This window comes from Acinetobacter sp. BSP-28, assembly GCF_044130285.1.
Classification (GTDB): Bacteria; Pseudomonadota; Gammaproteobacteria; order Pseudomonadales; family Moraxellaceae; genus Acinetobacter.
On the sequence record NZ_JBIQOB010000045.1, the window covers coordinates 1 to 5,876 of the forward strand.

The 5,876-nt window shown below is 43.9% G+C and carries 2 protein-coding genes; one reads left to right on the top strand and one right to left on the bottom strand.

What is annotated here, in order from left to right; genetic code table 11:
• Positions 1–654 (bottom strand): IS6 family transposase (locus tag ACE01R_RS17270; RefSeq protein ID WP_395552730.1); only part of this gene is annotated, 654 nt, incomplete at its 3' end.
• Positions 655–854: 200 nt separating this feature from the next.
• Here ACE01R_RS17270 and ACE01R_RS17275 point away from each other — a divergent pair.
• The coding region (locus ACE01R_RS17275; RefSeq protein WP_395552731.1) for an ESPR-type extended signal peptide-containing protein at positions 855–5,876 on the top strand (5,022 nt) is incomplete at its 3' end.

The window sequence follows — 5,876 nt, forward strand, 5'->3', positions numbered from 1 at the left end:
ATAATAAAATGACGATGCTTGTCCTTTACGTAGTGCACGCATGACTTCAATACCTTTAATTGTGGCATAAGCCGTCTTCATAGATTTGAATCCTAATGTGGCCCTGATGATCCGCTTTAGCTTGCCATGATCACATTCAATCACGTTATTTTTATACTTAATCTGCCTGTGCTCAAGGTCGATTGGGCATTTTCCTTCTCGCTTTAACCGTGATAAAGCGTGGCCATAGGTCGCTGCTTTATCTGTATTGATAACACGTGGAATCTGCCATTTTTTCACCGTATTGAAAATCTTTCCTAGAAAACAATAGGCTGATTTACTGTTCCGTCGAGCGGAAAGGTAAAAGTCAATCGTATGACCACGTTGATCAACTGCACGATATAGGTAAGACCATCGCCCATTTACTTTGATATAAGTTTCATCCATATGCCATGAATGTAAATCTGTAGGATTACGCCAATACCAGCGTAAACGTTTTTCTATTTCAGGAGCATAACGTTGAACCCAACGGTAAATAGTCGTGTGATCAACATTCACACCCCGTTCGGCCAGCATTTCCTGCAGTTCACGATAGCTAATGCCATATTTACAATACCAGCGCACAGCCCAAAGAATTATTTCGCCCTGAAAATGCCGACCATGGAAAGGATTCATATGCTGCACCTTTAGCTAAAACAGTCTTCAGCTTACCATTCGTGGTTATTTGCAACAGTGCCGTTTAACTTCGGAATATAAGAAGCGGTTCAAGTTTTTAATATTTTATGTGATCTAGTTTTCGTTGTGTTTTTGTATTATTTTAAATAAGGATTGTTAATAATTTTATTTTTGGTTTTTTTATAAGTGAGAAATGGCGGATGAATAAGATTTATAGAGTAATATGGAATTCGTCTTTGTGCGTATGGATGGCGGCTTCGGAGCTTGCGAAAAGTAACACAAAAAGTAAGAGTAAGACAGTAGGTTCTGATGCAGCACAACAATATAACAATAAGACCATTTTGGCTGAAAGACCGCCTTTTAGCTTTCATAAAAATAAAATCAATCTTGCGCTGGCCGTTACTGCAGGATTTACTCTTTTTGCTCCAAGTTTGGCGTTTTCTCAAGATATTAATGAAGACTTAAATGTAACTGGTGATCTTACTGTTTCAGGAACAGTTAATGGCTTTGATATTGCGACATTAAACTCAAATGTTGGACAGGCTCAAACGGATATAACAAGTCTACAGTCTTCTGTGGCAGTTAAGGCATCACAGACATCTGTGGATAGCTTAGGTACTCGTGTGACGACAGCCGAAGGTAAAATTAGTACTTTAGAAAGCACCGTTAATAATACAAGCACAGGTTTAGCGACCAAAGCATCACGAGCCGATTTAACTGCATTGCAAACTACGGTAAGCAGTTTAGGCAACAATCCCATTACTTTTACAGGTGATACGGGTAGCACGGCTAAAAAACTCGGCGAAACATTGGCCGTCGCTGGCGGTAAAAATATTAGCACATCGGTATCGGGTGACATATTAACCGTTGATTTAGATGATGATATTATCTTAAAAAGTGCAACAGCATCTGGCGCAATTAAGAGCGCAACTTTAGAATCTACAGGCAATACCACAGTCGGTGGATTTTTAGCTGTTACCGGAGCAGCTACACTCAATGGCGGCGCAAGCCTGAATAATAAAGAGATTACCAATTTAGGCGCAGGTAACATCAGCTCGGCAAGCAGTACCGATGCGGTCAATGGCGGTCAGCTTTATACAGTCAATAAAAATATTGCCGATGCTTTGGGTACAACATTAGACACTAGCGGAGTACTTGTTGCACCGACTTATACTGTTAATAACGGTCAAGGCAGTACAACTCAATTTACTAATGTAAAAGATGCGCTTGCCTTTATTACCGGTGTTGATTCCGGTACAGGTGTTGGTATTAAATATTTCCATACCAACTCAGCAAAAGATGATTCACAGGCAAAAGGCACTGATGCTATCGCTGTCGGACCCGAAGCAATTGCCAGCGGTGTAAGCTCTATTGCCATGGGTGATAAAGCACAGGCTTACCAGAAAAATAACGTTGCCATTGGTACAGAATCGGCTGCTATTGGTCTAAACAGCACGGCAATCGGTTCAACAATGGGCATAGCACGAGCACCTGAACTTACAAAAGATGTTAATGGCAGAATTACTGCTATTGACGGTTTGGCAGTTACTACATCTGCTAGTACAGATGGTACAAGTACTGATCATATTACAGCAATTAATGGCACAGCAGTCTCTACAGCACAAGTGGATGTCTTACTTGATTTATTGAGCAGCGGTGCAAATCTATCACTTGGTAAAAACAGTCTGGCTGTGGGTACGTCCAATTTAGCAACAGGTGAATCCAGTGTTGCACTTGGCGATTCGTCTAAAGCAGTTGCAGCAAAAGCAATTGCAATCGGTGCAAATGGCACTGCCTCTGCAAGCCAAGCGATTGCGATGGGTGCGAATGCCAATGCAACAGCAACAGGCTCGGTTGCACTGGGTGCAACTGCAAATGCCAGTCAGGTTGCTGCTGTAGCATTGGGTCGTAATGCGATGGCTGCGACGACAGGCGGCATTTCGATTGGTGATAATGCTGGTGTAAACAGTGTGCAAGGCCAGACCAATGATCGTACTGACCTGATTGCAATTGGCCGCAACACTGGACAAAATGTTGTTGGCAATCGCAATATAGCGTTGGGTGTAGGTGCAGGTTCGAATCTGTCTGCTGATGCCGATAGCAGCTCAGATGATAATATTGCCATCGGGGTCAATGCAGGCAGCAACATTAATGGCGATGATAATATTGCCATCGGTAGAAATGCCAATGCCAATGTAAGCCAAATTACTGAATCCGTGGCAATTGGCTCGGATGTAGATGCAACTACGGGTTCGACGGTACTGGGTAACTCAGCAAAAGCAACAGGTGGCGATTATGCGACTGTAGTCGGTTACGGTGCAAAAGTTACAGGTGATTCAGGTACAGCATTGGGACGTGATTCTGAGGCAAGTACCAATAATGTGGCATTGGGTACATCCAGTATTGCTAATGGTACGTCTACAGACGCTGCATATTTGACAGATGAAACTAAAGCAAGTGGTTTTAATATTGTATCTGTTGGTCAAGCTGGGCAGGAGCGTCGTATTACCAATGTCGCTGCCGGTTCAAATAACACTGATGCAGTCAATGTCAGCCAATTAAAACAAGCACAACAAAAAGTTGCCGATTTAATAGGAGGACAAACCACCGTTAATAACGCAGGGAATTTTGGTGGGTATATTGTTGAGTTAGAAGATACTGTTGGCACAAAACACCAATACAAAACTGTTGCTGAAGCAATTAATGCTGTGTCTTCTGGTCAAATTAGTGTGCTACCTGGTAATGCTGTGCTCTATACAGCAGCTGGCCGTATTACCAATCTAACTGCGGGTACATCTGGAACTGATGCAGTTAACCTAAATCAATTAAATGCAGCTATTGCGGCAAATGGTCAACATCATGTTTCCATTAACAGTACAGAGCCAGCCAATCAAAATAATACCGGTGCAGCAGCAACAAACTCTTTGGCAATTGGCGCAGCGGTAACTACCAGCAATACTGCAACCAACAGTGTTGCAATGGGTTTTGATACGGCAGCGAATGCTCAAAACAGTGTCGCAATTGGTAATAATCAAACACAAGCCAATGGTATTTCGTCTATTGCAATGGGTCAAAATACCAAAGCAAAAAGTACCAATAATATTGCGATGGGAACCAATGCCAGCAGCAATGGCACTGACAGCATTGCTATCGGTAAAAATATCCAGATTGATTACACCACTGACACTTCTAACTATGCGGTAGGTATGGGCAGTGAAGCAGAAGTGCAAAATGCAGACCAAGCCATTGCAATTGGTCGTAAAGCGATTGTGCAAGGCGACAATGGCAATGCCATTGGTCATGAAGCATTAGCAGCAGAAGCACAAGCCACTGCATTGGGTAATCACGCCCAAGCACTTTCAACCAATACCAATGCCATCGGTAATTATGCTGTAGCCAGCGGTACAAGCTCCAATGCCATTGGTAATCAGGCTGATGCAACAGCGGCAAATGCAACCGCAATCGGTACATCGGCACGCGCCTATGCTGCCGGTGCAAATGCGCTGGGTAACAGTGCTCAAGCACTACAACAAGATGCCACTGCCATTGGTACAAGTGCCAAAGCATCAGGTGTTAATGCTACTGCAATAGGTACTGACGCATTAGCCAGTGCTGAAAATGCCTTGGCAAATGGTACAGGCGCAAAAGCAAGCAAAAATAGTGCTATGGCATTAGGCAATACCTCAATAGCTTCCGGTGATTACGCTGTAGCATTGGGTAACAATACCTTGGCAATCAGCACCAATGCGGTTGCGCTGGGTAACAGTGCTACGGTAACGCATGAAGGTGCTGTTGCATTGGGTGCAGAGTCGGAATCAGGTATTGCTCATGCAACCACCAGCTCAACCATCAATGGTAAAATCTATGTTTATGCCGGTACTACTCCAACATCAACCGTCAGTATTGGCAGTGAAGGCAAGGAACGCCAAATCATCAACCTCGCCGCAGGCCGGATAACTGCAACCAGTACCGATGCCATTAACGGTAGTCAACTATATCAAACCAATACTGAGCTTGAACGTGTCACTAAATATACAACTGATGCATTGGGGGGCGGTGCTGCGGTTGGGGCAAACGGTACATTAACCGCACCAAGTTATACGGTTGTTACCAATCCAGCAGGTACAGGCACAACCACTACAGTCCGTAATGTAGGTGACGCTTTAAGTGCATTAAATACTGCGGTCAGCCAACCACTTACTTTTGCTGGCGACACTGGTACAAATGTAACCCGTAAACTGGGTGAAACTATAAAAGTTAAAGGCGGAAAAATAACAAATTTAACTGACAACAACATCGGCGTGGTTGCTGATGGCTCGGATACCTTAACAGTTAAATTAGCAAAAGATATTGACCTTGGTTCAACAGGCAGCGTAACTGTTGGCACTAGCAAAATGACATCGGGTTCACTGACAGGTTTAACCAATACTACATGGAATCCGACAGGTACATATAACAGCGGTCGGGCAGCAACAGAAGAACAGTTGAAATCAGCGCAAGATCAGCTCAATACCACGTTGACCAATAAAGGTTTTAATATTGCTGCCAAAAACACAACAGGCAGTGACAATGTAAAACTGGGTGAAACGGTTACGTTTACCAATACGGACAACAATTTGGTTGCAACCTATACTGACAATGCCATTTCCTATGATTTGGCAAAAAATATTGCTGTAGACAAAGTGACGGCAGGCAATACGGTTGTCAATACCAATGGCGTTGTTATCACCAACCCGATAGATAGCACCAGAACAGTCAGCATCACCAGTGGTGGCATCAATGCCGGCGGCAACATCATTAGCAATGTTGCCAGCGGCGGTACAGTTGACACCAATGCAGCCAACATCGCTGATGTGAAAAAAGCGTCATCGAAAGTTACGAACGGAACGAATGTAGCAAGTGTCACTTCGACCAGTGATGCCAATGGCACAACTTATACTGTCAATGCCGATGGTACAACTGTATCTGCTGCCATGGGCGGTGCTTTAAGCGTAACCAAAGGCACTAAAGATATTTCAAATGTAACAGACTACGCTGTTGATTTAAGCACAGCAACCAAAGTGGATATTCAAAAAGGTGTAGATGCCAAAACTGCTACCGACCAAGGCATCAACTTCGGTGGTACAACCGGCAGCAACAAGTATGCTCTGGGCGATACCATCAACGTATTTGGTGATAGCAACATCACTAGTACGACCACAGCCGGTGGGGCACAATTGGGC